Origin of the sequence: Hamadaea flava, assembly GCF_024172085.1 — a bacterium.
GTDB lineage: Bacteria > Actinomycetota > Actinomycetes > Mycobacteriales > Micromonosporaceae > Hamadaea > Hamadaea flava.
Genome location: NZ_JAMZDZ010000001.1, coordinates 1,766,835 through 1,793,422, shown reverse-complemented (window position 1 = coordinate 1,793,422; position 26,588 = coordinate 1,766,835). Strand labels below are relative to the sequence as shown.

General features: G+C 69.3%; 29 protein-coding genes and 6 tRNA genes. 20 read left to right on the top strand and 15 right to left on the bottom strand.

Annotation, left to right across the window (positions count from 1 at the left end; all coding sequences use genetic code 11):
• Positions 1-6: 6 nt before the first annotated feature.
• Genes HDA40_RS08535 through HDA40_RS08505 form a run of 7 tightly spaced genes read left to right on the top strand, consistent with a single transcriptional unit; the run spans position 7 to position 3,051 of the window.
• Positions 7-780 (top strand): GvpL/GvpF family gas vesicle protein, encoded by a 774-nt coding sequence (locus HDA40_RS08535; protein ID WP_253753706.1) that lies wholly within the window; start codon positions 7-9, stop codon positions 778-780.
• A 1-nt stretch (position 781) separates the two neighbouring features.
• Positions 782-1,051 (top strand): gas vesicle protein GvpG, encoded by a 270-nt coding sequence (locus tag HDA40_RS08530; protein WP_253753704.1) that lies wholly within the window; start codon positions 782-784, stop codon positions 1,049-1,051.
• Positions 1,048-1,371: a gas vesicle protein GvpO gene (gvpO, locus tag HDA40_RS08525; RefSeq protein ID WP_253753702.1), complete on the top strand. Its 324-nt coding sequence runs from the start codon at positions 1,048-1,050 to the stop codon at positions 1,369-1,371. The genes HDA40_RS08530 and gvpO overlap by 4 nt, the downstream gene beginning before the upstream one ends.
• Entirely contained in the window at positions 1,368-1,763 is a 396-nt protein-coding gene (locus HDA40_RS08520) for a gas vesicle protein (protein WP_253753700.1), read from the top strand. The genes gvpO and HDA40_RS08520 overlap by 4 nt, the downstream gene beginning before the upstream one ends.
• Positions 1,756-2,562: a GvpL/GvpF family gas vesicle protein gene (locus tag HDA40_RS08515; protein WP_253753698.1), complete on the top strand. Its 807-nt coding sequence runs from the start codon at positions 1,756-1,758 to the stop codon at positions 2,560-2,562. The genes HDA40_RS08520 and HDA40_RS08515 overlap by 8 nt, the downstream gene beginning before the upstream one ends.
• The gene (locus HDA40_RS08510; RefSeq protein WP_253753696.1) at positions 2,549-2,749 is read left to right on the top strand and encodes a gas vesicle protein; all 201 of its coding nucleotides are present in this window, start codon (positions 2,549-2,551) and stop codon (positions 2,747-2,749) included. Before HDA40_RS08515 ends, HDA40_RS08510 begins: the two co-directional genes overlap by 14 nt.
• Positions 2,746-3,051 (top strand): gas vesicle protein K, encoded by a 306-nt coding sequence (locus HDA40_RS08505; RefSeq protein ID WP_253753694.1) that lies wholly within the window; start codon positions 2,746-2,748, stop codon positions 3,049-3,051. The genes HDA40_RS08510 and HDA40_RS08505 overlap by 4 nt, the downstream gene beginning before the upstream one ends.
• Positions 3,052-3,061: 10 nt before the next feature.
• Here the strand turns inward: HDA40_RS08505 and HDA40_RS08500 are convergent, their stop codons facing one another.
• Complete coding sequence (locus HDA40_RS08500) at positions 3,062-3,568, bottom strand: GrpB family protein (RefSeq protein WP_308197820.1); 507 nt, start codon at positions 3,566-3,568, stop codon at positions 3,062-3,064.
• A 354-nt stretch (positions 3,569-3,922) separates the two neighbouring features.
• On the opposite strand from HDA40_RS08500, the gene HDA40_RS08495 reads away from it, so the two are divergent.
• The 6 genes from HDA40_RS08495 to HDA40_RS08470 all read left to right on the top strand — a co-directional run bounded on the left by HDA40_RS08495 (position 3,923) and on the right by HDA40_RS08470 (position 5,107).
• A tRNA-Trp gene (locus HDA40_RS08495) sits at positions 3,923-3,996 on the top strand.
• Between the two features lie 198 nt (positions 3,997-4,194).
• Positions 4,195-4,269 (top strand) — tRNA-Gly (locus HDA40_RS08490).
• A 36-nt stretch (positions 4,270-4,305) separates the two neighbouring features.
• Positions 4,306-4,749, top strand: coding sequence for an HNH endonuclease (locus tag HDA40_RS08485; RefSeq protein WP_253753690.1), 444 nt, complete (start codon positions 4,306-4,308; stop codon positions 4,747-4,749).
• Between the two features lie 87 nt (positions 4,750-4,836).
• Positions 4,837-4,909: transfer RNA gene (locus tag HDA40_RS08480), tRNA-Lys, on the top strand.
• A gap of 2 nt (positions 4,910-4,911) precedes the next feature.
• Positions 4,912-4,986, top strand: a tRNA-Met gene (locus HDA40_RS08475).
• 37 nt (positions 4,987-5,023) lie between these two features.
• Positions 5,024-5,107, top strand: a tRNA-Tyr gene (locus tag HDA40_RS08470).
• Here HDA40_RS08470 and HDA40_RS08465 read toward each other — a convergent pair.
• A complete protein-coding gene (locus HDA40_RS08465; protein ID WP_253753688.1) occupies positions 5,080-6,711 on the bottom strand; it encodes a hypothetical protein in 1,632 nt (543 codons plus the stop codon). The genes HDA40_RS08470 and HDA40_RS08465 overlap by 28 nt on opposite strands.
• A gap of 29 nt (positions 6,712-6,740) precedes the next feature.
• Here HDA40_RS08465 and HDA40_RS08460 point away from each other — a divergent pair.
• A tRNA-Cys gene (locus tag HDA40_RS08460) sits at positions 6,741-6,811 on the top strand.
• 63 nt (positions 6,812-6,874) lie between these two features.
• Here HDA40_RS08460 and HDA40_RS08455 read toward each other — a convergent pair.
• Complete coding sequence (locus HDA40_RS08455; protein ID WP_253753686.1) at positions 6,875-7,675, bottom strand: VOC family protein; 801 nt, start codon at positions 7,673-7,675, stop codon at positions 6,875-6,877.
• 202 nt (positions 7,676-7,877) lie between these two features.
• On the opposite strand from HDA40_RS08455, the gene HDA40_RS08450 reads away from it, so the two are divergent.
• Positions 7,878-8,378 carry a hypothetical protein gene (locus HDA40_RS08450; RefSeq protein WP_253753684.1) on the top strand — a complete coding sequence of 167 codons (501 nt, stop codon included), beginning with the start codon at positions 7,878-7,880 and terminating at the stop codon, positions 8,376-8,378.
• Positions 8,379-8,385: 7 nt separating this feature from the next.
• Here the strand turns inward: HDA40_RS08450 and HDA40_RS08445 are convergent, their stop codons facing one another.
• Together HDA40_RS08445 and HDA40_RS08440 are read right to left on the bottom strand one after the other, a co-directional pair.
• The gene (locus HDA40_RS08445) at positions 8,386-8,982 is read right to left on the bottom strand and encodes an isochorismatase family protein (protein ID WP_253753682.1); all 597 of its coding nucleotides are present in this window, start codon (positions 8,980-8,982) and stop codon (positions 8,386-8,388) included.
• Positions 8,979-10,265 (bottom strand): MFS transporter, encoded by a 1,287-nt coding sequence (locus HDA40_RS08440; protein ID WP_253753680.1) that lies wholly within the window; start codon positions 10,263-10,265, stop codon positions 8,979-8,981. The genes HDA40_RS08445 and HDA40_RS08440 overlap by 4 nt, the downstream gene beginning before the upstream one ends.
• Positions 10,266-10,392: 127 nt before the next feature.
• Here HDA40_RS08440 and HDA40_RS08435 point away from each other — a divergent pair, with 127 nt between their 5' ends.
• Positions 10,393-11,337: a LysR family transcriptional regulator gene (locus tag HDA40_RS08435; RefSeq protein WP_253753679.1), complete on the top strand. Its 945-nt coding sequence runs from the start codon at positions 10,393-10,395 to the stop codon at positions 11,335-11,337.
• 22 nt (positions 11,338-11,359) lie between these two features.
• On the opposite strand, the gene HDA40_RS08430 is transcribed toward HDA40_RS08435, so the two are convergent.
• Positions 11,360-11,827, bottom strand: a complete 468-nt coding sequence (locus tag HDA40_RS08430) for an SAM-dependent methyltransferase (RefSeq protein ID WP_253753677.1) — start codon at positions 11,825-11,827, stop codon at positions 11,360-11,362.
• Between the two features lie 178 nt (positions 11,828-12,005).
• On the opposite strand from HDA40_RS08430, the gene HDA40_RS08425 reads away from it, so the two are divergent.
• Complete coding sequence (locus HDA40_RS08425; protein ID WP_253753674.1) at positions 12,006-12,890, top strand: alpha/beta fold hydrolase; 885 nt, start codon at positions 12,006-12,008, stop codon at positions 12,888-12,890.
• On the opposite strand, the gene HDA40_RS08420 is transcribed toward HDA40_RS08425, so the two are convergent.
• Positions 12,883-13,485: a TetR/AcrR family transcriptional regulator gene (locus HDA40_RS08420; RefSeq protein WP_253753672.1), complete on the bottom strand. Its 603-nt coding sequence runs from the start codon at positions 13,483-13,485 to the stop codon at positions 12,883-12,885. The genes HDA40_RS08425 and HDA40_RS08420 overlap by 8 nt on opposite strands.
• A 177-nt stretch (positions 13,486-13,662) precedes the next feature.
• Between HDA40_RS08420 and HDA40_RS08415 the strand changes: the two genes are divergently transcribed.
• Positions 13,663-14,649 (top strand): LLM class flavin-dependent oxidoreductase, encoded by a 987-nt coding sequence (locus HDA40_RS08415; RefSeq protein ID WP_253753670.1) that lies wholly within the window; start codon positions 13,663-13,665, stop codon positions 14,647-14,649.
• Between the two features lie 53 nt (positions 14,650-14,702).
• Here HDA40_RS08415 and HDA40_RS08410 read toward each other — a convergent pair whose 3' ends face one another.
• Positions 14,703-15,947 (bottom strand): MFS transporter, encoded by a 1,245-nt coding sequence (locus HDA40_RS08410; RefSeq protein ID WP_253753668.1) that lies wholly within the window; start codon positions 15,945-15,947, stop codon positions 14,703-14,705.
• A gap of 378 nt (positions 15,948-16,325) precedes the next feature.
• Between HDA40_RS08410 and HDA40_RS08405 the strand changes: the two genes are divergently transcribed.
• Both HDA40_RS08405 and HDA40_RS08400 read left to right on the top strand, forming a co-directional pair.
• Positions 16,326-16,973, top strand: coding sequence for an HAD family hydrolase (locus HDA40_RS08405; RefSeq protein WP_253753666.1), 648 nt, complete (start codon positions 16,326-16,328; stop codon positions 16,971-16,973).
• A 184-nt stretch (positions 16,974-17,157) separates the two neighbouring features.
• Positions 17,158-17,487 carry a phosphotransferase family protein gene (locus HDA40_RS08400; protein WP_253753664.1) on the top strand — a complete coding sequence of 110 codons (330 nt, stop codon included), beginning with the start codon at positions 17,158-17,160 and terminating at the stop codon, positions 17,485-17,487.
• A 46-nt stretch (positions 17,488-17,533) separates the two neighbouring features.
• Here HDA40_RS08400 and hrpB read toward each other — a convergent pair whose 3' ends face one another.
• From hrpB to HDA40_RS08365, 7 genes are all read right to left on the bottom strand, one after another.
• Entirely contained in the window at positions 17,534-20,017 is a 2,484-nt protein-coding gene (gene hrpB, locus HDA40_RS08395) for an ATP-dependent helicase HrpB (RefSeq protein ID WP_253753662.1), read from the bottom strand.
• Between the two features lie 70 nt (positions 20,018-20,087).
• Positions 20,088-21,566: an NADP-dependent phosphogluconate dehydrogenase gene (gnd, locus tag HDA40_RS08390; protein WP_253753660.1), complete on the bottom strand. Its 1,479-nt coding sequence runs from the start codon at positions 21,564-21,566 to the stop codon at positions 20,088-20,090.
• A 107-nt stretch (positions 21,567-21,673) separates the two neighbouring features.
• Positions 21,674-22,672: an Lrp/AsnC family transcriptional regulator gene (locus HDA40_RS08385; RefSeq protein WP_253753657.1), complete on the bottom strand. Its 999-nt coding sequence runs from the start codon at positions 22,670-22,672 to the stop codon at positions 21,674-21,676.
• 14 nt (positions 22,673-22,686) lie between these two features.
• Complete coding sequence (locus HDA40_RS08380) at positions 22,687-23,541, bottom strand: alpha/beta fold hydrolase (protein WP_253753655.1); 855 nt, start codon at positions 23,539-23,541, stop codon at positions 22,687-22,689.
• Positions 23,542-23,569: 28 nt separating this feature from the next.
• Entirely contained in the window at positions 23,570-24,748 is a 1,179-nt protein-coding gene (locus tag HDA40_RS08375; RefSeq protein WP_253753653.1) for a M24 family metallopeptidase, read from the bottom strand.
• Positions 24,745-25,626, bottom strand: a complete 882-nt coding sequence (locus tag HDA40_RS08370) for an ABC transporter permease (protein ID WP_253753651.1) — start codon at positions 25,624-25,626, stop codon at positions 24,745-24,747. Before HDA40_RS08370 ends, HDA40_RS08375 begins: the two co-directional genes overlap by 4 nt.
• Positions 25,623-26,588, bottom strand: a complete 966-nt coding sequence (locus tag HDA40_RS08365) for an ABC transporter permease (protein WP_253753649.1) — start codon at positions 26,586-26,588, stop codon at positions 25,623-25,625. Before HDA40_RS08365 ends, HDA40_RS08370 begins: the two co-directional genes overlap by 4 nt.

Sequence of the window (26,588 nt, the reverse complement as noted above, 5' to 3'; positions counted from 1 at the left end):
ACAGGCATGTCGCACTCTGAACGGGACACCGGCGTCGAACGCGTCTGCTACGTGTACGGCGTGGTGCCGGCCGACGTCGAACTCGACGAGGACGTGCAGGGCGTGGCCGAACCACCGGCACGCGTACAGGTGATCCGTCGCGGCCGTGTCGCCGGCCTGGTCAGTGAGGTCGGTGTGGACCGGCCGCTGGGCCGGCCCGACGACCTCGTCGCGCACAAGCAGGTTCTGGACATGGTGGCAGCGGTGGCTCCGGTCCTGCCGATGCGCTTCGGCGCGGTGGCGTCCAGCGCGGAGGTCGTCGCCGACGAGTTCCTCGACGCGCATCAGGACGAACTGGCCGCCGACCTCGACGACATCGAGGGGTACGCCGAGTACGTCCTGCACGGTCGCTACGACCCCGACGCACTCCTGGCGGCAGTGCTGGAGGAGAACCCTGCGGCCGCCCGGCTGCGAGACGCGATCCACGGCGTGCCGGAGGACCAGAGCCGGGATGCGCGCATACAGCTGGGGGAGTTCATCGAGCAGGCCGTCGAGGCCAAGCGTCAAGCGGACACCGAGACGATCAAGCGGGAACTGGAGCCCTACGCCCGCGAGGTGGTCGTTCGCGACCCGACCCATGAGGACGACGCGATCTACCTCGCCGTCCTGGCCGAGACCGGGCGCTCCGACGAACTCGAACAGTACGCGGAGGACCTCGCGGACCGCTGGGACGGCTGGATCACGCCCCGGCTGCTGGGCCCGATGGCGGCGTACGACTTCGTCGCCGCACCGGAGACCTGACATGGACCTGTTCGCGGCCCTGGCGACGCTGCCGCTGGCACCCCTCCGCGGGCTGCTCGCGGTGGCCAAGGCCATCCAAAGCGAGGCGGACCGGCAGCTATACGACCCGGGGGCCGCCCGGGGACAACTCGAGCAGCTGGAGTCCGCCGAGCGGTCCGGCGACCTGTCGGCGGAGGAACGCGAACGGGCCGAACGGGAGATCGTCGGGCGGCTGGTCGCCACGCCGCCCGGCAAAGCACAAACCAAGAACGGTGAGGAGGGCCAAGGATGAGAACCGACCACGACACCGACGCCACCACCGGCCGCCGAAAGCAGCCGGACCAGGAAATGACCACGGGCCAGGCCGCCCAGGCGGGCCTGAAGCACGTCGCAGACTTGACCGGGAACGAAACCGTGGGGATCGTCTCGGTGGAACCGTCCGACCAGGGTTGGGTGATCGGCGTGGAGACCGTCGAAGAGCGGCGTGTCCCCTCCTCGACCGACGTTCTGGCGCTATACACGGCCGATATCGACCTCGACGGCGAGCTGCTGTCCTACCGGCGCGTCCGCCGCTACTCGCGAGGCCACGGCGACGACGGGACCACCTCATGACCGGACCGACCGCCGGGACGCCACAAACCACGGGCACCAACACGATGGGGCAGTCGACCAACCTCGGCGACATTCTGGAGCGGGTCCTGGACAAGGGGATCGTGATCGTCGGCGACATCAAGGTCAACCTGCTCGACATCGAGTTGCTCACCATCAAGCTCCGGCTCCTCGTCGCGTCGGTCGAAACCGCCCGCCAGCTGGGCATCGATTGGTGGCAGCACGATCCGTGGCTCACCTCCGACGCCCGCCCGGCCGCCGAAGGCACGACGCGTACGCCGCTCACGGGCGCCCACCGGGAGGCGATCGCGGACGGCGACCATGTCGCCGACGAACGGCTCCCGCAGGAGCCGATCACCCAGGAGCGGTACACCAAGGAGCCGGACGATGCCTAGCTCATCAGGACTCTGGCTGTACGCGGTCACCCGGCGCTCCGAGGAGTTGAGCGGGCTGCTCATGCCCAGCGGAATCAGGGGCCTGCCGGTGACCCTCCGGGACGCCGGCGATCTCGTCGCGGTCACGACGATGCTGGACCTGGACGAGTCGCCGACGGCGGACCTGGAGACGGCACTGAACGACCTGCCGACCCTCGAGCCCATCGCGCGCGCCCACCACGCGGTCATCGCCACCGTCGCGTGGACCGGCGCCACGCTGCCGGCGCGATTGGCCACGATCATCTCCGACGACGAAAGCCTCGACCGCCTGCTGGCTGACCGGCGGCCGCGGCTGCACGCCGCACTCGACCAGGTCGCCGGGCGTACCGAACTCGGGGTCAAGATCTTTCCGGGAGCCACGCCAACCGACGTCACCGACCCGGCCGGCGACGATTCCGCGACCGGAGCGGGCGCGCGATATCTCCAACGGCGACGTGCCGAGCTGGACGCCGGCCGCAGAGCCGCCGCCCGCACCGCCGCGACCGCCCAGACGATCTATCGCGTGCTGGCCCGGCACAGCCAGCGGGCCCAGCAGAATCCGGTCGGCCGGGTACCGCGAGCGGAAGTACCGCTACTCAACGGAGCCTTCCTCGTCTACGACCGCGACATCGGCGTCTTCCTGGGCACGGTCGACGGCCTGCGCGCGGCCAACCCGGAGGTACGCGTCGACATCACCGGGCCCTGGCCTGCGTACTCGTTCGCCGAAATGAGCCTGGATGAAGCCCAAGTGAGAGGGGAGGCGGATCGTGCAGCCCTATGATTCCGCCGGACAATCGATCATCACTCCGGCCGCGCAGACGTCGCTGGTCGACATCCTGGACCGCGTCCTGGCCAGCGGCGTCGTCATCACCGGAGACGTGACGATCTCCATCGCCGAAGTCGACCTGATCCACCTATCACTGAACGCGCTGCTCGCGTCTGCGGTCGGCGGCGAGGATCACCGATGACCGCCACCGATCAGCCGCTCAGCGGCCGCATCGAACTCGATCGCGACTCCGCCGAGCGAGGCTTCGCCGCACTCGTCCTCACGATCGTCGAACTGATCCGGCAACTCATGGAGCGCCAGGCACTGCGACGCGTCGACCAAGGCGACCTCACCGACGACCAGATCGAACGGATCGGGTCGACGCTGATGGCGCTCGACGAGCAGATGACCACACTCTGCGATCACTTCGGACTGCGGCCGGAGGACCTGAACCTGGATCTCGGCCCGCTCGGCACGCTGCTGCCGCAGGACGTGGCCCGCTGACGCCGCGAGATCAGCGCCCCTTCTCCCACACGGGGACGGAGGGCAGCCCTCGCTCTGCCCGCGCCCCGTCGGTGAGTTCCTGAATCAGTGCGGTCTTACGGCCGGAGTAGCCGGGCAGCCCGGCGATCTCCCGTTTCAGCTGGGCGTACCGGTCCGCGTCGGCGGGATGCTCGCGCAGATAGTCACGCAGGATGCGCTGGTTGCGCGTAGGCCAGCTCGCCGAAGTCACGACATGCAGAATGTGCGTACGCCGCTCGTCGCGCTCACGGACATAGAGCAGGCGATCCTCCATACCGTTGAAGTGGCGCCGATAGCCGAGCCTTCCCAGCGTGGCCCCCTCCACAGTGTCCAATGACACTACCGCCGCCATCAGATCGATCACCGGCTTGGCGGCAAGGCCCGGAACGGCAGTCGAGCCGATGTGCTCAAGCTCCAGAATGGTGTCGGGCAACGCCGTCCGGAGTTCGGTCATGGCCGCCTCCGCCATGACCGGCCACGCCGGGTCGTAGTCAGCGATCGCAGCCTCACGGTAGCGCGATCACCCCCTCAAGCCCCCATCCGACCTGGCCGAGAAAATCAGTCGGCAGCACACCGTCCGGCCGGTATCGTCCCTCACGAACAAGCAACATCCACTCGTAAGGAGACCGACCGTGAACACCTGGTATGCGAAGCAGACCCGGCACCTGCCGGTGTTCGCTGCTGCGCTCGCCATGGTAGATCGCAAATCGGTCCTCTGTGGAAAGCCGGAGAGCGGTAGCCCCGACTCGCGGCGAAGGCGGCCATGACGATCTGACCCAGAACGTCACGGAGCCGCCCGACCCGCAAGGGGACCGGGCGGTTTTTCGTTGCAGGACAACGGCATCAACCACATAGGGGCGTAGCTCAACTTGGCAGAGCAGCGGTCTCCAAAGCCGCGTGTTGCAGGTTCGACTCCTGTCGCCCCTGCGCATCACCCCGGCTACGGCCGGCGGTCGTGAGCATTGAGAACTTCACAGTGGATGGCATATCCGGTCGCCGGCCTCACGCCGGCCGGCGACCGGTCACTTCGGGAACGACCGGCTCGGCGACCGGGCCTGGTTTGGGACCAGGACGTGCGGGGTTCGACTCCCCGGTTCCCGACTCAGGTAACTCCATTCCCTACTTGCGGCTGTAGCACAACGGTCAGTGCATCGCCTTGCCATGGCGAAGACCGGGGTTCGACTCCCCGCAGCCGCTCCACATCCACCGGCCAGACAGACTGAAGGAGGTGACCCGGTGAACGCTGTACTCGTCGTCAACGCCGACCTGGGGCCGCTGCACCGGGTCAGCCTGAAACACGCGATCCGAATGGTGCTCCGGCAGGTCGCGGAGATCCACGAGGCCGAGCCGGACCGGCTCATCGGTGTCTACCCGATGCCGAAGGTCGTACGGCTCGTGCATTACGTGGTGACCCGGTGGCGCTTCAGCCACGGGCCCGCCTGGTCACGGCCGGGAATCCTCTCCCGTGACGAGGGCCGGTGCGGCTACTGCGGCGGCCACGCCACCACCATCGACCACATCCTTCCGCGGTCGCGTGGCGGCAAGAACACCTGGAAGAACACGGTCGCCGCGTGCGGCACGTGCAATCAGCGCAAGGGCGACAGGACGCCGGCCGAGGCGCGGATGCCACTGCGGGTCGTCCCGCAGGCTCCGTCATGGGCTGTCCTGTACGCACACTGATCCGGCCGGCGGGCGGGCTTTCGCTCCCCGCCGGCCGTATTCCGAATCGCGCTGCACGGCGCACCATCTCCCTCGGTTGTACACCTCGCGCCGCTAGCTCAACTGGCAGAGCACGGGACCTTTAATCTCATGGTTCAGGGTTCGAGTCCCTGGCGGCGTACTTGCGGGATGGCGCAGTGGTAGCGCGCTGGGCTCATAACCCAGAGGTCGCCGGTTCGACTCCGGCTCCCGCCACCAACCGGTCGGTATGAAGCGTCGACGATCGGCCGTTCAAGGGCGCGCGCCGACGTTGGAGAGTCGGGGCTGGCTGTAACCCAGTTGCCGCATGGCTTAGGGGGTTCGATTCCCTCCGCGCCCACCCACATTTGTTTCGGCACCGGATCGCGTACGCCATTGCGGCACAGGTGCTGTCTTCCCGATCAAGGGGATGCTGATATGGGTTGTCTCGCCGTCCCGAGTCAGCCCGATGCGGAGCATGTCGCCGACGTCGAGGCGGATGATGTCCGGGTATCGGGGAAGTTCGATGCGCTCGCCGTCGCGGAGTCCGGCGCGTTCGGCGGCTCCGCCGGGGACCAGCCCTCGGACGCGACGCGTCACGAGTGTGGACGGGTCGAACCCGAGGTCGAGGATGGGAACCTGGACTGTCTCCGCCTCGAACCGTGGTCCGAAGCAGCCCTTGCCCGGTCGGCCTACGCCGGTGAAGACCATGCGGTCGAGGATGGGCATCTCGGCGTCAGGGAGGATTTCCTGAACACGGGCGCACCATCGCTCGACGCCGACGCGTGCGCCGGCCTGGCGGCTTCGCACGACGTATCGGACGACGTCGTCGACAGACTGTTCGCCTGAGGTCGCGAGCCTGATGCGGGCGTCCAGGTCTGCGAGATAGAACATGCCGCGTGCGTACGGGAGCCGGTGGGCCAGGAAGTCCGAGAAGAACAGTTGGTGCGCCTGCCGGAGATGCAGGTCGCGCCGCAGGTTGGCATAGGCCTCCCGGGCTTCGAGGTTGACTGCGCGCAGGAACGCTTCCTCGTCGAGCATTCCTTCGCGGAGGGGAAGGACGAGGGAGTAGTAGTCGGCGGCCCCTTCGGAGAACCAGGTCACCTCGTCGGCCGGTCCGTCCAGATGTAGCCATTCGTGGACGAGTTCGTGGGCGATGGTTTCGTAGAGCGACGCCTCATCGAGGGGGTTGGCCGGGTTCACGGCCATCACGAACGACGCCGGATGAGCAGAGGCGTTGGCACCTTGGTGCGGGTGGGTACGCAGGAAGACCCGGTAGGGGTGTGCCGGTGCGTCGAACGCCTCGGACATGACCTGGTACGTCGCTCCCAGCTGCGCGCTGAAGGCTTCGACGTCGATGCCCGGAGGCGTCAGCCACCAGGTCGACAGCTCGCCGTCGCGGTGATGATGGTTCGTCAGGTCGCCGCACATGATGTAGGTGTCTCCGAGCAGTTCGAGCCCGGTACCCGCCAGTTCGCCGTCGTGTCCGTCGCCTTCACCCAGGCTGGTGACAGCCATCCAGCTGTCGGAGGTGGCAGGTCTGTCCCATCGCACCGTGAAGGTGAGGTCCTCCGGTCCCGGCGGCAGGATCAGGAAGCACTTCAGGGCTCCGGAAAGCCCGACGCCCTCCGCGCGAAGTTCGAGCGGTGCGGTGGCGGGCAGGGGTTCTTTCGCCACGGGCTCCGCCAGATACGACACTTCGATCGGTCCGGAAGTGGAGCGCCGCACGCTCCAGCGGCGTCGAGGGTCGCCGTCGTCGTCCTCAGAAATGCTCATGATGAGCGGTACGGCTCCGAGCGCGTCTCTCGCGGTCACGGCCGCGTCGTCGAGCTGGAGTGTGGGCGCGCCGGCGATGGACAGGGGCAGTTGTCCGAGTGTCTCCTCGGTGTTCAAGGTGACACCGTCCAGCCGCCACGTCACCAGGACTCCGCGTGGCCCTACCGTCAAAGTCACCAAGAGATGCATCGAGTGACACTAACCCAGCTGGTGTCCATGGCCCTGTGCCCGAGTGGTGAGGGGCGCGCCTGCAAAGCGTGTTACGCCGGTTCGATTCCGGTCGGGGCCTCCCATCGCCATCCACTGTGGAGTTCCAGCGGGCGCGGCCGCGATTGCCGAATCAGCCGGTGGCCTATCCGCGTAGTGCGGCGATCAGCTCCGGCAGAGGTTCGATGACGAGGAACGTGCCTCCGGTCGGGTCGGCGATGTACGCCGCCGTGCCGATGCCGGCGTCCACCGGCCCGGCGAGCACTCGCCCGCCCAGCTCAGGCGTACGCGCCACGACTTCGGCGCAGTCGTCGACCTGCAGGATCGTGCGCCAGTGCGGCGGCGTACCGGGCGGGTAGTGCCCGCCGTCCATCATGCTGATCCCGCCGACGACCCGTTTCGCCGAGATCCACTCGTAGTACTCGTGCTCCTCGGTAGCGGTTCCGACCTGCTGGGTCCAGCCGAAAACCTTGCCGTAGAACGCGGCGGTCCCCGCCGTGTCCCGTGTGACGACCTCGCTCCAGGTCACCGCGCCAGGCTCGTCGATGACTTCGGCGCCGGCGAACGAGACGCCGAGGGTCGTTCCGTGTTGCCAGGCTCCGACGACGGCGCCGAGGGAGTCGGCGTACACCGCGGACCGGCCTCGCTCGCCCCACTCGGTGCTCGGCCCCAGCACGTTGCCGCCGGCTTCGAGCACCAGCTGCGAGGTGGTGTCGATGTCGTCGGTGGAGATGTGCGTCAGCCAACCCGGCCGCTGGCCTCCGCCGTCGCGGATCTCGGCGAGACCGGCCACGGCCAAGCCGCGCAGGAGGAAGACGGTGGCGCCGTTGTTCGTCGCCGTCGTCCAGCCGAAGAGGCCGGCGTAGAACTCCGTGGTGGCGGCGACATTGGCGCTGTAGTGCACCGCCCAGCACGGCGTCGCTGCGGCATAGCCTCGAACTCGCACGGGGTGTTCCTCTCTCAGCCGGACGTGCCTCGGTGAGTCACCATAGGACAGGCACGCGTGGTGTTGATCACCCTTAGGGCCCATACGCCTCCGCGATGCGGAGGACTCGTTGTCGGCTGTCGAGTCATCCTCGATCAGGTCTCCACACCATCGCCGGCGGACCTGGGTCGCGCCTGCGTTGCCGGGTCGGTACCGTGCGCGCGTGGGTATCTACCTGGTCGACATCTCGGCTGACAGTTGGGCCCAGGACGAGGTCTCGTACGGTATCGGCTCGCTGCTCGACCGCGCCCTCGCCGAGCGGGGTGTCGGGCCGTACGCCGGGTCGTCGCGGGAGGTGCCGCCTGAGGAGAGCTTCGAGGAGAAGATGTCCCCAGAGCTGGACGGCTTCTCCGAGCTGTGCGACCGACACGGGGCCAGGGATGTGCTCGACGCCGCCCTGTTCGTCCCGGCGGTGTTCGACGGCTTGATCACGCTGCCGGTCGGCAACGCGTACGACGAGGAGAGCACCCGGGTTGTCAGCGCTCACCGGCTGCTGGACATGGTCGCGCCGATGGCCGCCGAGATCGGCCTGCTTGCCGACCTGCCGCGCGGCCCGCTGGCGTTGAGCACCAGCATCGAGGACCCGGTCACCTTCTACGTCGCGGTGTATCGGCAGGCAGCCGCGCACGCGTTGCGCCACGGCTGCCCGATGGGCTACATCTGACGTCGCGTCAGGCGTACCCGTGGGTGTGGGCCTTGGCGAGGAGTTCGACGATCTCGGTGGTGGAGCCGGTCTGGCCGAGGAGCGGGAAGATCCGCTCGACGCTGTTGCGGTGCGCCTCCGGGTTCAGATCCGCCATGGCGTCCGTCGCGAGCGTGACGTGGTAGCCGTGGTCGTACGCGGCGCGGGCGGTCGACTCGACGCCGATGCTGGTGGTGAGCCCGGCCAGGATGATCTGGGTGACGCCGCGGCGGCGTAGCTGCAGGTCGAGATCGGTGCCGTGGAAGGCGCCCCAGGTGCGCTTGGTGACGACGATGTCGTCGGGGTGCCCGGCGAGGTCGTCGACGATGGCATCCCAGTTCTCCGGCAGGGAGCCGGGGTGGGGTGGGAGCTCGTTGCGGCCCGGAGCGGCATCCGATCCGTCCGCGCGGGCTGTGACCCGGACCAGGACGACGGGCGCTTGGCGGTCGCGGAAGGCGTGGGCGAGTTCGACTGCGCGGGCGACCACCTCGGGGCCGCTGGCGGGCGTGACGGGGGCGTTGACCGTGGCGTTCTGCAGGTCGATGACGACCAACGCGCTGGACGGGTCGAGTGCGGAGACTGTCATGAGTTCTGCCTTTGCGGTTGGGCGGCTCGGCCGCGGTGTCTGATGAGTAGTTCGGGGCCAGTGGTGTTGTTGTCGCGCGGATCCGGGCGGCGGGGCAGTAGGAGGGGACTGGCGAGGAGCAGCAGTCCCGCGACCGCGATGGCGATGCGTGGACTGGTGGCTTCGGCGAGCAGTCCGCCGAGCGCGCTGAGAACGGCGATGGCGGCGCTGCTGCTGATCGACCAGGCGGACAGGGTGCGGGCGGTGCGGTCTTTGGGGGTGTGTTCCAGCCGGTAGGTGGCGAGCACTGGGTTGTACAGGCTCATGCTGATGATGATCGCGAGTTCGACCGCGATGACCGTCACGAGTCCGGTGACGCCGGGCTGGACGATGACGAGGCCGATGAGCCAGACCGCCCGCAGCGTGCCGACGGTGCGAAGGATCCGATGCCGGCCGTACCGGGCCACGACACGCCGGGACAGACGAGAACCGATCAGCCCGCCGACACATGGCGCGGCGAAGGCGAGGCCGTACTGCCAGGGCGGGAAGTGAAGCTCGCCCAGCAACAGCACGGCCAGTAGCGGCTCGGTGGCCATGATCAGTCCGCCGACGAGCAGTTGGTTGAGGTAGAGCGCCCGCAGGACAGGATGGCTCAGGAGGTGCCGCCAGCCGTCGAGCAGCTCGCCGGGTTGGACCGGGCGCTTGTCGGAGCGCCGCGGATGCTCTTCGTGGCCGCGAATCGCCGTGAGACCCAGCGCGGAGAGCAGGTAGCTCAGCGCGTCGGTGGCTACGGTGGCCACCGGTCCGAGCAGGCCGACGGCTGCGCCGCCCAGCGGTGGACCGACCGCGATGGAGCTCCACGTCGTCGACTCGAATCGCGCGTTTGCCACGAGCAGGTCGTCCGGCCGGACCAGCGCCTTGAGGTAGGAGCCGCTCGCCGCGGTGAAGGCGATCTTGGCGGCGGCGACCACCGCCGAGACGACCAGCAGCTGAACGAAGGTGAGCCAGCCGACGGCGTACGCGACGGGGATCGTCAGCATGGCCGCGAACCGGGCCAGGTCCATCGCGATCATGACCGGCCGCTTGCGGTGAAACTCCACCCATGGCCCGAGCGGCACCGCGATCAGCGCGCCCATCGCCGGGCCTACTGCTGACAGCGCGGACACCTGACCAGGGCTGGCATGCAGCACCAGCACCGCGATCAACGGCAGCGCGCCGAATCCCAGCCCCGAGCCGTACGCGCTGACCGCGTACGCGGCCCATAGCCATCCGAACTGCCGGCCCAGGGACCGTCTGGCCGCCATGTCCCACACCTCCCCTTTGAACAACCCGCCGTTGACCGAGGTGATCAAAGCAAGGCTGGAGAGGGCAGATCAAACAACTGCACCGGCGGCGAGCCACAACCGAACGTTGTGGGAGTAGGGTCTCGGCGTGGATCTCGACGCTGTGCGCACGTTCGTCGCCGCCGCGGATGCCGGCCAGTTCCAGGACGCCGCGGCCGCCCTGTCCATCACCCAGCAGGCGGTGTCCAAGCGCATCGCCGCGCTGGAGAAGGACTTAGGTGTGCGGCTGTTCCATCGCACGGCTCGCGGCGCGCAGCTCACGATCGACGGCCAGGCGTTCTTGCCGCACGCCTGGGAGCTGCTCCGGGTGGAGGCGCGCGCCGACGCCTCGGTGCGGCCGGGCCAGCGGGCGCTGCGGGTCGACGTCCATAGTCGACGGACTGCGCCGGGGGTGCTGCTGCAAGAGTTCCACCGTACGCATCCGCGCATCGAGCTGGATGTCGTGACCCTCGACGCCGACGTGCACGGGGCGAGCGCCGCCGTCGAAGCGGGGACGGTCGACGCCACCTTCCACGCCGTCACCGTCCCCGCGCGCCGGTTGCCGACCGGCATCAGGGCTGCCCGGGTGATCGACGAGCACCACGAGATCCTCGTCGGGCCACGCCATGCGCTCGCCAACGTCCAGTCCGTGACGCCCACCCAACTCGCCGAACATCGCATCTGGATGCCCGGCATGGCCGACGGCACCGAGTGGGCCGCCTATTACGACGAACTGGCCGCCGCGTTCGGCCTCACCATCGACAGGGTCGGGCCGACCTTCGGCTACGAGGTGCTGCTGGCCGAGATCGCCGACTCGGCGGAACTGGCGACCTTGGCCGGTGAACGCACGCGATACCTGTGGCCCGACAGCTACGACCTGCGCCGTATTCCGGTGCTCGACCCGGCGCCGGTCTACCCGATGTCGATCATCTGGCGTGGCGACAACCCGCATCCCGCGCTCGTCGAGCTTCGCGACTTCCTCGGCTCCAGACGTGCGGACACATCCGACGAGAAGGTGTGGCTGCCGACGTGGGCACAGCACGCCACGGCCTGAAGGCCGACGCCGAGACTCTTCCTCAGGACTGGAAGTACTCCGACATCAGACGGCCGACCCATTCCGGCTGCTTCACGTCGTCCGGCAGGAACTCGGCCATCACCGGCTTCAAATCGATGACCGGGGTGCCCGCCACCGCGTCGAGGCCCACCACGGTCAGTTCGCGGCCCTGGACGGACTCGATGCGGCAGGACGTCACCCCGATGCGGTTGGGCCTGCGCGGGCCGCGGCCGGCGAACACGCCGACGGGCGGCAGGTCCGCGCGTCCGCGGTTGGGGCGGGGCTCGCGGAAGTCGCCGCCGTCCGGGAACTGGTCGAAGAGGAAGAGGACCTCCACGTGGGAGAAATCCTCCAGTCCTTGGAGACACTTGTCGCCGAAGCGCTCGTCGACGGTGATGGTGCTGCGTACGGCACCCCAATTGTCCGAGTCTTGAATGTCCGTCCGCGCGTTCTGGACGGTTCCGATCGGGGTGATCTCGAAGCTGAGCATGATTCCTTCCGGTTCCTTGATAAGCAGTCGCCACCATCACCGAGGCGGTGGCGGCAGGGACGCCGCCGGCGATCGCCTCGGGTCCCCGTGCTGCGCAACACGATCAACGCGTCGCCGATTCCGAAGCCGACGGCTGCGCTTCGTTTGCCCACCGCGCCCGGATGGGAACGGGCACGGCGTGTTCGACGGATTCGAGCTGCGACGGGTGGATGTCGGCGGCGGCGTCACTCTGCGGGTACGGACCGGTGGCTCAGGTCCGCCGGTCCTGCTGTTGCACGGCCACCCGCGTACGCACGTGACGTGGCACCGGGTGGCACCGCTGCTGGCAGTCGGCTTCACCGTGGTCTGCCTGGACCTGCGCGGATATGGCCAGTCCAGCAAACCGCCGGCAGGCGAGGATCACGCCGGCTACAGCAAGCGCGCCATGGCCTGGGATTGCGTGGCGGTGATGGCGCAGCTCGGTCACCGGAACTTCGCCGTTGCCGGGCATGACCGGGGCGCGTACGTGGCGCAGCGGCTCGCTGCGGATCATCCGGAGATGGTCAGCCGTCTCGCGGTCATGGACGCGGTGCCGATAGGTGAGGCGCTGGCCCGAAGCGACGCCCGGTTCGCCGCGAGGTGGTGGCACTGGTTCTTCCTCGGCCAGACCGCCAAACCAGCCGAACGCGTGATCAACGCCGATCCCGACGCCTGGTATCAGGTCGACGCGGCGACGATGGGCGAGGAGGCGTACGCCGATCTGCGGTCGGCGCTGCACGATCCGGCGACGGTCCACGCGATGTGTGAGGACTATCGAGCCGGCCTGACCGTGGACCGGGCGGCCGACGAAGCGGATCGCCGGGCGGGGCGCCGGATCAGCTGCCCGACGCTGGTCGTCTGGTCCACCCGGGACGATCTAGGCGACCTCTACGGCGATCCGGTCGAGGTCTGGCAGGGCTGGGCCGACGCGGTACGCGGCGTGGCTCTGGATTCCGGGCACCACCTCGCGGAGGAGGTGCCCGATCAGCTGGCGGCTGTGCTCCGGGAGTTCCTCGCCGGGCCGGCTGGAACCCATGTCATCTGATGCCGAACGACCGTTGGGTCGGCATGGGTGTCGCCGCGCCGGCGCGTAGGCCGTCGAGGGCGACCTGAAGCACCCTGCGCCAGTCGGATTCGGGGACGACCGGTGCGATCCGGCCCAGTGCGACGAGCAGCAGCGAGATGTCCTCGGCGGTGACGTCGGTGCGCAGCTCGCCGGATTCCCGTGCGGCGTTCACCAGTTCCGAGATCAGCGGTCCCACCTGCTGGCGGCAGTGCTGGCGCGCGGTGTTGCCGGCCTGGCCGGGCAGCGCCTGGCAGTACGCGTCGAGCAGGCCGGGGGAGGCTGTCTGCCGGGTCAGCGCGTCGCCGAGGAAGTAGCTCAGGTCCAGCCAGGCCTGGCCGGTCCGGGCGGCGGTCGCCTGCTCGGCCCAGGAGGTGAACACGTGCTCCAATGCCGCGTCGAGCAGCGCTTCCTTGGTGGGGAAGTGCCGGTAGAGGGTGCCCATGCCGACCTCGGCGCGGCGGGCGATCTCGCGTACGTCGACGTCGCTGCCGCGCTCGGCGATCAGTCCGGCCGCGGTTTCGAGCAGCCGGCCCCGATTGCGGGCGGCGTCGCTGCGCATGGCCGGTGATGTCATACACACACCCTACCGGAGCACTCGTTCCGGTTCAGTGCTACGGTCGAGATAGGCGGAGCACGTGTTCCGCTTCACGTCGAGCGGGCCGACCAGGTCCGGCCGCCGGGACCGAGCGTGGTCACGTCGGCCCGATCCGGCATCGCACGGCGGTGCTCGCTCGAGCCAGAAGGACGTCGCATGCCCACTCCGCTGTCCATCCTCGACCTAGCCCGCATCGGCCCCGGCGAGACCGCGCGCGAGAGCATCGCGGCCAGCGTCGACCTCGCGCGCACCGCCGAGGAGCACGGCTACGCGCGCGTCTGGTACGCCGAGCACCACAACATGCCGACGATCGCCTCCTCGGCGCCCGCTGTGCTGATCGCGCACATCGGCACGGCCACCCGCAAGATCCGGCTCGGCGCGGGCGGGGTGATGCTGCCCAACCACACGCCGCTGACCATCGCCGAGCAGTTCGGCACTCTCGACGCGATGTATCCGGGGCGAATCGACCTCGGCCTGGGCCGTGCTCCCGGCTCGGACCAGAACACCATGCGCGCCCTGCGCCGCGACGCGCAGTCGGCCGAGGCGTTCCCGCAGGACGTGCAGGAACTGCAGGCGTACCTCGCTGGGCGGTCGCGCATCCCGGGCGTGGACGCGGTGCCGGGCAAGGGTTCCGAGGTCCCGCTGTACATCCTGGGCTCGTCGCTGTTCGGCGCGACCCTGGCCGCCGCGCTCGGCCTGCCGTACGCGTTCGCCTCGCACTTCGCACCACAGGCGCTGGAGGCGGCCGTCGCCGCGTACCGGCGGGATTTCCGGCCGTCCGAGCAGCTGGACCGGCCCTACGTGATCGCCGGCGTCAACGTCGTGGCCGCGGACACCGCCGCCGCGGCCCGCGAGCAGTTCCAGGCCACGCGCCGGACGTTCGCCACGGGTCTGTTCGGGCGCGGGCAGAGCTTCACCGATGAGCAGGCCGACCAGCTCCTGGCGCAGGGCGCGGGCGCGCACGTCGACCAGATGCTGAAGTACTCCGCCCTCGGCACCCCCGCCGAGGTTCGCGAGTACCTCGAAGGTTTCGTGAAGCAGTCAGGTGCCGACGAGCTGATCGTCGCCCACCACGCCACCGGCGAGGCACGGCTGCGCTCGGTCGCCCTGCTGGCCGAGGCGATGCAGCCCGCCAACGCCTGAGCGGTGCGGACGATCTTCCGGGTGACGGCGTGGGCCGCCACCCGGAAGCGGGCCTACCGTGCGGCGCGTACGGTGCGGCTCAGTGTCGCCGCCAAGGCCAGCAGGGCAAGCCATCCAGCCAACGCGTAGGTCAACGCCGGGGCGCCGATCAAGGCGATCGAGGCTCCGGCGGCCATCGTGCCGACTGCGCCGGCCCCGGTGGTGAGGGTGTCGACGGCGCTGGTCACGCGGCCGCGCAGGTCGTCCGGGGTGACCCGGAGCCGATAGGAGTCCAAGGCGACCGTGTAGACCGGCGTGACCACCGATTCGGCGAACGCGACGGCCAGCAGCAGCCACCAGGTGGGCACCAGGGCGTAGAACGGGAAGGCGAGCGCCTCGATCCACAGCATGGCGATCGACAGCTTGCCGAGCGGGAACCGCCGGGCCAGCCGACCGGCGAGCAGACTGCCGGCGAACGCGCCCACTCCAGCGCCGGTGAACACCAGGCCGACCTGGGCCGGGTTCGCGTGCAGGCGCTGGGCCAGCATCACGATGAGTAGATACCCGGCACCGAACCGCAGGCTGTCCCCGGCGTCGAGCAGGGCCAGCGTACGGATGACCCGCCGTCGCCACAGCCAGCCCAGGCCGTCGCGGATGTCGGCGAGCAGCTGCCGTGGTGATGCCGACGCGGTCGGATTCGCCTGCTGGAAGCCGCTCCGGATCGATCGCAACGCCACCGCCGACACCAGGAACGACACGGCGTTGACGCCGAACGGGACCATCCGCCCCAACGCGTACGCGGCACCGGCGACGGAGGCGCCCCCGATACGGACCAGATTGGCTAGGGCACCGACCGCACCCAGTGCGCCGGGCAGCTCAGCCGGGCCGACGATGTTCGGCAGCGCCGAGCTGTTGGCCGCCCCGAACAGCGTGCCGAGCAGGCCGTTGAGGATCGCGACCGCGTACAACTGGGGCAGGGTCAACGCGTCGGCGGCCGCGGCGATCGGGATCGTCGCGGTCAGCAGGCCGCGTCCGAGATCGCACCAGATCATCGTGGCCTTGCGGTTCCAGCGGTCGGCCAGCGCTCCCGCGACCAGGCCGAAGACGAGATAGGTGATGGTCTGCGCGCCGAGCACCAGACCGGCTTGGGTCGCCGAGCCGGTCAGCGCCACGACGACCAACGGCAGGGCGAGGAACTGGAGCTGGTCGCCCACCTGGGAGACGAGCCGACCGCCGATCAGGAGCCGGAAGTCGGGCCGGCGCCACAGGCCACGCACGGGGGCAGCGGCGGTGGGTTCCGCCGGGATGAGGGTGTCCATGATGAGTCCTGTCCAGAAGTACCGGGCAAAGGGATCGCTGGACGCGCGGCACCGTCAGAAATGGCCCGGAAAAGGGCAGACTCCACCTGCGCGTCGGACTCGACAGCTATTCCCTGCGCAGGCTGAACATGGTTCAAGATTCTAACGCCGGAGTCGGGCCATCGTCACCGGGTTTACCGCGGCCCAACTGGGCCCCCTCCGGGTGGTCCCTCAGCCACGTGAGCAGAGCGGCCACGAGGCCGTGAAGCAGCCGTGTGAGTGCGGCATCACCGTCGGCGGTCATAGTCCGCGACCAGACCTGCCTCGTGACGCACGGCGTCGCCGAGGAACAATGGGCGCGCGAGTTTCGATCTTGCGCCGCCGGAGAGGATCAAGAGGATGAAGAAGTACATACTCTTCGATCATGACGGGGTCCTGGTGGACACTGAGTTCTGGTACTACAAAGCCGGCGAACGAGCCCTGGCCGACGTCGGCGTGACCTTGGGTAGAGGTCAATACCTGCGGGACATGAACCAGGGACTGGGGACGTGGGCACACGCCAGGGCGGCGGGTGTCGACGAGGCGACCATCGACCGGCAGCGTACGGCTCGAAATGACTACTACCAGGAATATCTGCGCACGGAAGCCATTGAGATCGCGGGCGTCGTCGAGGCTCTCGCCGAGCTGTCCCGGCACGTCCGCATGGCCATCGTGACGACGGCGAAGCGGCTGGATTTCGATCTCATTCACGAGAAGCGGCACATTCGCAAATTCATGGACTTCGTCCTTGTGCGCGAGGACTACCAGCTCGCGAAGCCGCACCCGGAACCGTACTTGACCGGCTTGAAGCGCTTCGGAGCGGCCAAAGAGGAGACGCTGGTGGTGGAGGACTCGGCCAGAGGCCTGAATTCGGCCGTGGCGGCCGGTATCGACTGTGCCATCGTCCACAACGACTTCACGAAGGGGAGCGACTTCTCGCAGGCCAGCTATCGAATCAATACCCTTGTGGAAGTGAAGGAGATCGTCCTTGGCCGAACGTCTGGTTAAGGTGCCCCGATGCATGCGGACGAGACCCAACGCGCGATCAGGGCAGCCGTGTCGACCGCCTCGTCGCTCGGCCTGGCCGCCCACGACGCCGTCGTACTCCATAACTCGAACAAGCTCGCGGTGCGCCTGCGACCGTGCGACGTCCTGGCCCGGGTGGCCCCGACGACGGATCAGTCCGCCCGACTTGAGGTCGACGTCGCTCAGCCAGAGCGGCCGGCCCGAACAGCTCCTGCACGGCGAACCTCATCCGGGCAACCTGCTCTCGACCCAGGCCGGCCTGCTCTTCATCGACTTCGAGACGTGCTGTCGGGGACCGATCGAGTTCGACTTGGCCCACGCGCCGGTCGAGGTCGCCGACCACTACCCGGGCGTCGACCATCATCTGCTCCGAGAGTGCCGGACCCTGGTGCTGGCGATGGTCACGACGTGGCGCTGGGATCGCGACGACCAATTCCCCGACGGCCGCCGGATCGGCATCGAGTGGCTGAGCGAACTCAGAAGGTCAACGGCGTAGCCCATGGCCGGCGGGGTGCCGCAGCTCGGCGGGTTCGTCACCCGCCTCAACGCTTACTAGGTTTCGTACGCCCCGACGGCTTGGCCTTGAGGGGATTGTCCGGCCAGGGATGGTTCGGGTATCGGCCGCGCAGCTCGGAGCGTACGGACAGGTAGCCGTTCTGCCAGAACGATTCGAGGTCCGCGGTGACCGCCGCTGGGCGGCGTGCCGGCGACAGCAGGTGCAGCACGAGCGGAACCCGTCCGCCAGCGAGGGTAGGTGCCTGGGCCGTGCCGAACATCTCCTGAACCTTCACGGCGAGGAACGGCGCGGTGGGGTCGGTGTAGTCGACCTGAATCTGCGAACCGCTCGGGACCTCGATGCGGTCGGGTGCGTACTCGTCGAACTGGGCGGCCTGCGCCCACGGCAACAATCGGCGCAGTGCCGTGGCAACGTCGATCCGCGCCAAGTCGGCGCGGTTGCGCGCGTTGACGAGCGCCGGACCTAGCCAGCCCAGGTCGGCGAGGAGAGCGGCGTCGTCCACGGCCGGCCACGGTTCGCCGAGCGTGTGGTGCAGGAAGGCGAGGCGTTCGCGTACGCCGGTCGCTTCGGGAGTCCAGCGCAGCAGTTTGAGTCCTTGGCGGCGTAGCCCTTCGCCGAGTGCCGCGGCGACCTGCTGCGGATCGGGTTTGGTGAGCGGCCGTTCGGTGAGCACGATCGCGCCCAGCCGGGTGCGGTGCCGGGCGAGCACGTCCCCGCCGGTCCAGGTCACCTCGCCGCCGTCGGCGTACAGCGATTCGGCGGCGAGCTTCGCCGTCTCGGCGTCGATCGGGGCGGCGAGCCGGATCCGGGCGGCGGCGTTGCCGGGCTGGCGGTCCGCATCGGCGATGGCCAGCCATTCCATGCCGCTGAGCGACGTCTCGGCGGCCAGTTCCGCGGCGGTGCCGCCGGTCATCAGGTAGACCCGCCCGCCCGCTTTGCGTACCCGTCCGATCCGCTCGGGAAAGGCGAGCCCGACGAGCAGCGCGGCGGCCAGATCTGCCGACGAGCTGCCGGCCGGCCGATGGGGGGCGATGCCGCCGGCCAGCCGGCGAGCTTCAGTCCGCCACGCGGCGGTGGCCCCCGGTTCAGCGTTGCCGCGCAACCGCCGCAGCGCCGCCGGCAGGTCATCGGTGGTCGTCCGCACGTCGGCCGAGAGCATCGCGACCACTTCCGAGGCGACCGTGCTGCCGACGATCTTGGACCCGTCGAGCAGGGCCCGGGCCAGCCGCGGATGCGCGCCGACGTCGGCGATGTCACGGCCCCGCACGGTGACCCGGCCGGCGTCGTCGAGCGCGCCGATCGCGGTCAGGGTTTCTCTGGCCACCTGCGCGGCGGCCGCGGGCGGCTGATCGAGCAGGGCGAGCCCGGCTCCGTCGGTCCGGCCCCAGCAGGCCAGATGCAGCACGAAGGCAGTCAGGTCAGCGCCCGCGATCTCCGGGTCGGCCTGCGCCGGGAGCCGCGCATGGTCATGCTCGGACCAGCATCGGTAGACCCGCCCCGGCGCTTCCCGGCCCGCCCGGCCGGCCCGCTGGGTGGCGGCGGCCCGCGAAGCCCGCACGGTCACGAGCGCACCGAGACCACGGCCATGGTCGGTACGCGGTACCCGCGCCAGTCCAGCGTCGACGACGATGCGGACACCCGGGACGGTGAGGCTGCTCTCCGCGACGGCAGTGGCGAGCACGACCCGTCGGCGTACGCCGGGGCGCAGCGCGTCGTCTTGCTTCGAGGAGTCCTGTCGGCCGTGCAGGGTCACGACGTCGACCTCACGCAGACCGCCGAGCCGGTGGGCGACCCCGCCGATCTCCGCCGCCCCCGGCAGGAAAGTGAGGATGTCGCCGGATCCGTCCGCCAGGGCGCGCCGGATGACGGCCGCGACATGATCAAGCAGCCGAGGGTCGACCCGCAGCCCGTAGGGCGCGTCGACCGGGCCGGTGGGCGGGGTCCAGAACACCTCGACTGGATGGGTGATCCCGGCCGCGCTGACGATCTGGGTGCCGGCGCCCATCGCCGCCGCGAGCCGCTCCGCCTCGGCGGTCGCCGAGGTGGCGAGCAGCATCAGGTCCGGACGCAGGTGCGTACGGGAGTCGAGGGTGAAGGCGAGGGCGAGGTCGGTGTCGAGATGGCGCTCGTGGCATTCGTCGAGGACGACCGCCGCGACGCCAGACAGCTCCGGATCGCGGTGCAGCCGCTGGACCAGGACGCCCGTCGTGACGACTTCCACCTTGGTGGCGGCGCTGGTCCGGCTGTCGCCCCGAACCGTGTAGCCGACCAGCTCGCCGACTCGCGTACCCGTCAGCTGAGCCATCCGGGACGCGGCCGCGCGGGCGGCGATGCGCCGGGGCTCCGCGACGATCACGCGGCCGTCGACCTCCTCGGCGAGCGCGAGCGGGACCAGCGTGGTCTTGCCGGAGCCCGGCGGCGCGACGAGGACGGCGGTGCCGGCCCCGCTCAGCGCGGCGAGCAGTTCCGGCAGCGCGGCACGTACGGGCAGGTCGACGTCGGGCACCATGCCGCCAGTCTGCCCGATGCGACTCTTTCCCCGTTCAGCACGGCCTCGCCGAGGAATTGAGATACGCCGGTCAGTGGGTCGAGGGTGCGACCTCGACCTCCTGCCCGTCCTCCGACCACCGGGTGTGGAAGGTCCCGTCCTGGTCGACCCGCTTGTACGTGTGCGCGCCGAAGAAGTCGCGCTGGCCCTGGATGAGAGCCGCCGGCAGCCGGTCGGAGGCGAGCGAGTCGAAGTACGCCAACGCCGAGGAGAAACCGGGCGCGGGGACGGCCGACGCCGCCGCGATGCCCACGATCCGCCGCCAGGCGGCCTCGCCCTGGGCGACCGCCTCGGCGAAGTACGGATCGACCAGCAACGTCGGCAGGTCCGGCTGGTGGGCGTACGCGTCGACGATGCGGTTGAGGAACCGGGCCCGGATGATGCAGCCCGCCCGCCAGATCTTGGCGAGCGCACCGAGGTCGATGTCCCAGCCGAACTCCTTCGCCCCGGCCACGATGAGGTCGAAGCCCTGGGCGTACGCGATCACCTTCGACGCGTACAGCGCCGCGCGTACGTCGTCGACGAACGAATCCGGCATCGCCTGCTCGGTCGGCCTCGGCCCGAACGTGGCGCTGTGGACGGTCGAGCGGACCGCCGCACGCTGCTCCGGTTTGGAGGAGACCGCCCGGGCGAAGACCGCCTCGCCGATGCCGGAGACCGGGATGCCCAGGCCGACCGCGTTCTGCACGGTCCAGACCCCGGTGCCCTTGGAGCCGGCCTGGTCGAGGATCACGTCGACCAGCGGCTTGCCGGTCTTCTGATCGGTCTTGCCGAGCACCTCGGCGGTGATCTCGATCAGGTACGACTCCAGGTCGCCGGAGTTCCACTGCTGGAAGATCGTGACGAGCTGCTCGACGGAGAACCCGCCCACCCGCCGCAGCAGGTCGTACGCCTCGGCGATGAGCTGCATGTCGGCGTACTCGATGCCGTTGTGCACCATCTTGACGAAATGACCGGCGCCGTCGGTGCCGATATGGGTCACACACGGCTCGCCTTCGGCCACCGCGGCGATGCTCTTCAGGATCGGGCCGAGCGTCTCCCACGCCTCGACCGACCCGCCCGGCATGATCGACGGCCCGTGCAGGGCGCCCTCCTCGCCGCCGGAGATGCCGGTGCCGACGAAGTTGAGCCCCAGCTCACGCAGGTCCCGTTCACGCCGGATGGTGTCGTGGAAGTTGGCGTTGCCGCCGTCCACGATGATGTCGCCCGGCTCGAACCGCGCGGCGAGCTGCTCGATCACGGCGTCGGTCCCGGCGCCGGCCTGCACCATGATGATCGCCGTACGCGGTTTGGCCAGCGAGGCGACGAAGTCGTCGACCGTCTCCGCCGCGAGGAAACCGGCGTCGCCATGCTCTCGCAGCAACTCCTCGGTGCGGGCGTAGGTACGGTTGTAGACCGCGACCGTGTTGCCCTCTCGCGAGGCGAGGTTGCGGGCGAGGTTCGACCCCATGACGGCCAGTCCGACCACGCCGATGTTCGCCTGACCGGTTTGCTGCGCGGAAGAAGACATCAGGATCCGTTCTCGTCGTCCGGTGCGGGCGGCCCCGGGCGCCCGGCGTATCCCTTCCGATTATCCGATGCCTGCCACCGCGCGGCAGGGGTTTGCGGCGTCCGAGGCTATTTCTGCCGCGACAATGTGACGACGCTGCGCGGCCACCACGGGGTCTCGACGAAGCCTCGGCGGAAGGTCAGCAGGACCATGTTGGCCGTCCAGCCGCGTACGCCCTCCAGGTGGCCCAGCGTGTTGGTCGTGAAATCGAAGATGTCCTTGGTCGTCGGCAGGATGACCTCGCACATCAGGGTGTTCTCGCTGAGCATCGCGGCGACGAAGCGTACGCCCCGGTAGGTGCTCAGTTTCCGGGCCACCGCGTCGAGCGACGGCGGCTCCACGGTGATGTTGAACAGCAGTTCCGATTCGAACCCGAGCGCGGGAGCCGGCACCAGGGTCGTGACGAGGATGCAGCCGCGGCCTTGCAACGTCTCGAACCGGCGGCGCACGGTGCTCTCGTTGACCCCGATCGCCTCGGCCACGGTGGAGAAGCTGGCCCGGCCGTCCTCCCGCATCACCTCGATGATCTGGTGGTCCACCGGGTCGAAGTGGCTCGGGTCGCACTCGTGCAGCTCCGGGACGACGACTTCCGCGTCGGCCGACAGCAGCTGCCGGCTCCAGTCGGCGGCGACCTTGTAGGTGTGCAGGTTGAGATCGGTCCGGCAGCGCTGCACGCCGTCGATGACCTGGATCTCGTTGATCATGTCCTGCAGCGTCTGATCCTTGCGGACGTTGAGTTCGCAGAAGATGTCGTCCGCCCCGCTCACCAGCGCGACGAATCGGATCGCCGGATGCTTGGCCAGTTCCAGGCACACCTTGACCTGGCTGCCTGGGCGGCAGCCGAGGCGCAGGTCGTACAGGTCGGCCGCGCCCGCATGGTTGATGTCGGGGACGACGGCGACCCGGACGATGCCGTCGCGCAGCAACTGCTGCCCACGCCGGGCGGCCGTGGCGACCGAGGTCTCGCACAGTTCGGAGATCTCGGTCCAGCTTGCCCGGCCGTTCGACTGAAGGGCGGCGACGATGCGCCGGTCCAGCGGGTCGAGCCGTGCGATGCCGTCAGCCACAGGTCCGCTCCATGTCATGCCTTTGCCGGCCGGTCCGCGCCCACTTCGGACAGGAACTCGCGTACGGTCGCGCGCCACAGGTCCGCCTCTTCGATCTGCGGTGAGTGCCCGGAGTTCTCGAACACGACGAGCCGGCTGTCCGGGATCAGGTCGACGATCGTCTGGCTGCTGGCGACCGGGGTGATCCAGTCGCTGCGGCCGACGGTCACCAGGGTGGGGGAGGTGATCCGGGACAACTGCGCTTTGATGTCGTAGTTCGGCTGGTTCACCGCGAAGGCGAAGTTGTGCGTCGCGTACCGGTAGTACGTCGCCTCCACCTTCGCCTCCACCGCGGCCGGGTCGTACACGTGATCGTAGAGCGGGAGGATCTCCCGCCAGCAGTCTCTCAGATCGGCGTCGTCGCGCACGGTACCGCTGTTGATCCGGTCGAGTTTGGCCCGGTCGATGGTGACCCGGGTCGAGGAGAGCGCGTTCTGCTCGGCGGCCTTCTCGTTCTCGTGATCGGCCGAGGTGTCCCGCAACACGAGAGCGCGTACGCGTTCCGGGTGGCGGATGGCGTACTCCATCGAGATGAATCCGCCGTAGGAGCCGCCGGCCATCACGAACGTCTCGACACCGGCCCACGCACGCAGCGCGTCGACGTCGGCGACCCACTGCTCGTGCGTGAACGGCCCGTTGCCTTCGCTGACGCCGGAACCACGAGCGTCGAAGACGATGACCCGAAAGGTGTCGGCGAACGGGGCGAAGGTGGCCCGCGGTTCGGCTCGGGAACCGAGTCCGGGCGCGCCGTGGTGGGCGATCAGCACCGGCGCGTCGGCGTCGCCGAACGTCTCGACTTCCAGCTCGTTGTCGTTGATGGTCAGCCGCATTGGCTCCCCCTTGAGATTGTGGACGGTTCTAGACGGGCACGATGACGTCGGCGAGGCCGCGCGGGTACGCGGTGAACGGGCGGGCGCCCTCCTCGGTGATCAGCATCGAGTCGGAGATGCGGTAGCCGCCGTGGTCCGGGACGTAGATGCCCGGCTCGTTGGAGACGACCATGCCCGGCTCGAGCACGGTCGGATCGCCGTCCTCCAGCCACGGCGGCTCGTGCATGCCCAGCCCGATGCCATGGCCCTGACGGTGGCGCAGATACTGGCCCAGACCCGCCGACCGGATGACGTCCAGGCAGATCTTGTTCGCCTCCGCGCAGGTCAACCCGGGTCGCAGCGCCTCGGTTCCGGTCTGCTGCGCCTGCTGGACGGCGGTGTAGTAGCGCTCCTGCTCGGCGGTGGGCTCGCCGAGGACGAAGGTCCGCTCGCCTTCGACGAACCGGCCACCCACCGCGCAACCGAGCGACAGAACGAAGGTGTCGCCCGGCCGCAACCGGTAGGCCGACGGCAGGCCGTGTGGCCGGGCGCTGTTGCGCGCCGCGTACACCAGGCCACCGGCCAGGAACGAGACCACCACGACGTCGTCATGGTCGGCGTACATGGTGCCGGTCCCGACCGAGGAGACGTGCGCGGCGAGTTCGGCCTCGCTGGGCAGCTCGCCGCCGGCCGCGATCGCGTCCTCGACCAGCTTCCGGCCCTCGACCAGCATCAGGTCGGTGATCCGGGCCGCCTCCTGGTGCAGCGCGACCTCCTCCGGCCGCTTGCGGTAACGCATCCGCATGACCAGATCGGTCGGGCTCAGCTCGGCGCCGGGCAGGGCCGCCCGGACGAGCTCCAGCCGGCCGACGGACATGCTCGGGGGAAAACCGACCCGCCCGTGGGCTCGGTCCGTCAGGAAGGCGAACGGCTCGCGGATTCCGGGGAACTCCGGGTACGCGATCAGCTCGGCGGCCGCGTTCTGCACCTGTGCGTGCTCGGCCTCCAGCTCGGGCAGCAGCAGGACGGCCGGCCCGTCGACCGGCAGCAGCACGGCCACCGGTCGTTCGCAGGGGTGGTGGAAGAAGCCGGTCAGGTAGGCGACGTCTTCCGGGTCGTCCGTCAGCAGGGCGGCGAAGCCGGCCTGTTCGGTCGCTGCGCGTACAACATCTTGAAGATCGGTGTAGAAGTGGACCGGGAGCCGCTGCGCGAAGCCCATGATGGTCATTCCTCTCTGGTACGCGGATTGCGCGCGTCGTTGTACGCGATGGAGACGAGGGTGGCCGAGACGACCAGAGCGAGGATCGCGAGCGACGGGAACAACGTGGTCCACCAGGCGCTCGACATCGCACCGGACTGCTGGGCCTCGTAGAGGATGCGTCCCCACGACCAGCTGTTGGGGTCGCCCAGGCCGAGGAACGCGAGCCCGGCGGCGGACAGGACGGCGCGTGAGGCGGTCAGCACGACCGACACGACGACGACCGGGGCGACCGCCGGGACCAGGTGTTTGCGCATGATCCAGAGGTGCGAGCCGCCGGTGAGCCGGGCGGCGTCCATGTAGGGCAGTTGGACCACCGACAGCGCCTGTGAGCGCACCACCCGGGTGACCTCGGGCCAGGCGAAGAACGCGATGACCAGCACCACGGTCGGCAGGCTCGGCCCGGCCAGCGCCGCGACCAGGATCATCAGCGGCAGCACCGGCAGCGACAGGCACAGGTCGACGATCGTGCCGATCACCCCGTCGACCTTCGGGAAGTAAGCCCCGAAGACCGCCACGACCACGCCGATCACGATGGCCAGCGCCGACGACGCGGCCGCGATGATCATGCTGATCCGGGTGCCCCAGACGACTTCGGCGAAGATGTCCCGGCCGAGGTTGTCGGTGCCGAACCAGTGCTCGCCCGAGGGCGGTTGCAGCACTTCCGACCCGTAGCCGCTGGGGTAGTCGGCGAGGAGCGGAGCCAGCACCGCCACCGCGACGAGCAGCAGCATGATGAGGACCGCGCCGAGGCCGAGCGGATTGCGCCGGAACGCCCGCCAGGTCGCCGAGGCGGCGGTCGGCTGGTCGGCGACGACGGTGTCCAGGGTTGTCGCTGTCGCTGTCATGACGTACGCACCCTCGGGTCGAGCAGACCGTACGCGAGGTCGGTCAGGATGTTGGCGATCACGACGGTCGCGGCGAGCAGGACGAACGCGCCCTGCAGCACCGGGAAGTCGAGCTGGGTGACCGCCTCGTAGATGCCGCGCCCGATGCCCGGGTACGCGAACACGGTCTCGGTGAGCACCGCGCCGCCGACCACGAAACCGAGTTGCAGCCCGACCAGGGTGGTGGTGGGCAGCAGGGCGTTGCGCAGCCCGTGCTTCCACACCACCTTCCGGTTCGGCAGTCCCTTGGCCGTGGCCAGCGCGCAGTAGTCCTCGCCGAGCGCCTCGATCAAGGTCGCCCGCAAGGTCAGCACATAGGTGCCGATCTGCACCAGGACCAGGCTCAGGCACGGCAGGATCAGATGCAGCGCCACGTCGCCGTACCAGGCGGAGCCGTAGACCCCCGGCGAGTACGCGCCGCCGATGGGCAGCCAGTGCAGTTGCAGGCCCAGCGTGAACAGCAGGAAGATGCCCACGCTGGGGATGAATAGCGACTGCCCGACGACCCCGCTGACCTGGACCAGACGGTCCAGCAGGCCGCGCGGGTGGGTGGCGGCGAGCACCCCGAGCGGGATGCCCACCGCCATCGTCACCAGCAGCGACGACACGGCCAGCAGCAGCGTCCACGGCAGCCGGTCCATCAGCACCGTGGTCACCGGCACCTGCTGGGTGAAGGAGATCCCGAGGTTGCCGTGCAGCAACTGCCACAGGTACTTGCCGTACTGGACGAACAGAGGCTCGTCCAGGCCGTACTGCTGGAGCAGGATCTGCCGGGATTCGGGGGTCATGTTGGGGCTGGCCACCGCCAATGCCGGATCACCGGGCAGCAGTCGCAGCAGCAGGAAGGTGACGGATGCGGCGAACCACAGCGTCACCAGGCCGCGGAGCAGCCTGCGGACGGCGAAACCGATGACTGGTGGCAT

Excerpts from the sequence above, each read along its gene's own strand:
- HDA40_RS08535 (WP_253753706.1), top strand. The coding sequence starts at position 7 with ATGTCGCACTCTGAACGGGACACCGGCGTCGAACGCGTCTGCTACGTG.
- HDA40_RS08530 (WP_253753704.1), top strand. The coding sequence starts at position 782 with ATGGACCTGTTCGCGGCCCTGGCGACGCTGCCGCTGGCACCCCTCCGC.
- gvpO (WP_253753702.1), top strand. The coding sequence starts at position 1,048 with ATGAGAACCGACCACGACACCGACGCCACCACCGGCCGCCGAAAGCAG.
- HDA40_RS08520 (WP_253753700.1), top strand. The coding sequence starts at position 1,368 with ATGACCGGACCGACCGCCGGGACGCCACAAACCACGGGCACCAACACG.
- HDA40_RS08515 (WP_253753698.1), top strand. The coding sequence starts at position 1,756 with ATGCCTAGCTCATCAGGACTCTGGCTGTACGCGGTCACCCGGCGCTCC.
- HDA40_RS08505 (WP_253753694.1), top strand. The coding sequence starts at position 2,746 with ATGACCGCCACCGATCAGCCGCTCAGCGGCCGCATCGAACTCGATCGC.
- HDA40_RS08465 (WP_253753688.1), bottom strand. The coding sequence starts at position 6,711 with ATGCATCTCTTGGTGACTTTGACGGTAGGGCCACGCGGAGTCCTGGTG.
- HDA40_RS08445 (WP_253753682.1), bottom strand. The coding sequence starts at position 8,982 with ATGACAGTCTCCGCACTCGACCCGTCCAGCGCGTTGGTCGTCATCGAC.
- HDA40_RS08440 (WP_253753680.1), bottom strand. The coding sequence starts at position 10,265 with ATGGCGGCCAGACGGTCCCTGGGCCGGCAGTTCGGATGGCTATGGGCC.
- HDA40_RS08430 (WP_253753677.1), bottom strand. The coding sequence starts at position 11,827 with ATGCTCAGCTTCGAGATCACCCCGATCGGAACCGTCCAGAACGCGCGG.
- HDA40_RS08420 (WP_253753672.1), bottom strand. The coding sequence starts at position 13,485 with ATGACATCACCGGCCATGCGCAGCGACGCCGCCCGCAATCGGGGCCGG.
- HDA40_RS08415 (WP_253753670.1), top strand. The coding sequence starts at position 13,663 with ATGCCCACTCCGCTGTCCATCCTCGACCTAGCCCGCATCGGCCCCGGC.
- HDA40_RS08410 (WP_253753668.1), bottom strand. The coding sequence starts at position 15,947 with ATGGACACCCTCATCCCGGCGGAACCCACCGCCGCTGCCCCCGTGCGT.
- HDA40_RS08405 (WP_253753666.1), top strand. The coding sequence starts at position 16,326 with ATGAAGAAGTACATACTCTTCGATCATGACGGGGTCCTGGTGGACACT.
- hrpB (WP_253753662.1), bottom strand. The coding sequence starts at position 20,017 with ATGGTGCCCGACGTCGACCTGCCCGTACGTGCCGCGCTGCCGGAACTG.
- gnd (WP_253753660.1), bottom strand. The coding sequence starts at position 21,566 with ATGTCTTCTTCCGCGCAGCAAACCGGTCAGGCGAACATCGGCGTGGTC.
- HDA40_RS08380 (WP_253753655.1), bottom strand. The coding sequence starts at position 23,541 with ATGCGGCTGACCATCAACGACAACGAGCTGGAAGTCGAGACGTTCGGC.
- HDA40_RS08375 (WP_253753653.1), bottom strand. The coding sequence starts at position 24,748 with ATGACCATCATGGGCTTCGCGCAGCGGCTCCCGGTCCACTTCTACACC.
- HDA40_RS08370 (WP_253753651.1), bottom strand. The coding sequence starts at position 25,626 with ATGACAGCGACAGCGACAACCCTGGACACCGTCGTCGCCGACCAGCCG.
- HDA40_RS08365 (WP_253753649.1), bottom strand. The coding sequence starts at position 26,588 with ATGCCACCAGTCATCGGTTTCGCCGTCCGCAGGCTGCTCCGCGGCCTG.